The organism is Pseudomonas brassicacearum subsp. neoaurantiaca, from assembly GCF_013608025.1.
Lineage (GTDB): Bacteria > Pseudomonadota > Gammaproteobacteria > Pseudomonadales > Pseudomonadaceae > Aquipseudomonas.
The window spans coordinates 1-449 of record NZ_VDLV01000046.1; the positions used below are offsets into that span (position 1 = coordinate 1).

The following is a 449-nucleotide window of genomic DNA, read 5'->3' on the forward strand; positions in this document are numbered from 1 at the left end:
AGCTATCAGCGGGCGAGTTTTTCGGCGTTTACCGTGGAGCGATTGGCGGCGCATCTGACCCAATTGCTGGGGCAGATGACCGCTCACGGCGAGCGCCCCTTGGGTGAGCTGTCGATGCTGGAATTCGATGAGCATCAACGCCTGACTCATGTTTGGAATCCGGTGGATGCGCCGTTCGAGCAAGACCTGTGCATTCATCAGTTGATCGCCCGCCAAGCGGACAGCACCCCGGATGCCTTGGCGGTGACGTTCAATGATGTTCGTCTGAGCTACAGCGAACTGGACGGTCGCGCCAATCGCCTGGCTCACAAACTCATCGAGCTGGGCGTTGGCCCTGAAGTGCGCGTGGGCGTGGCGATGCCGCGTTCCGAGCAGTTGCTGATCGCCTTGCTGGCGGTGCTCAAGGCGGGTGGCGCGTATGTGCCGCTGGACCCGGATTACCCGGCCGA

General features: G+C 61.9%; 1 protein-coding gene. It reads left to right on the plus strand.

Annotation, left to right across the window (positions count from 1 at the left end):
- On the plus strand, window positions 1-449 hold a 449-nt coding region (locus FHK92_RS22105), incomplete at both ends, for an AMP-binding protein (protein WP_181289991.1).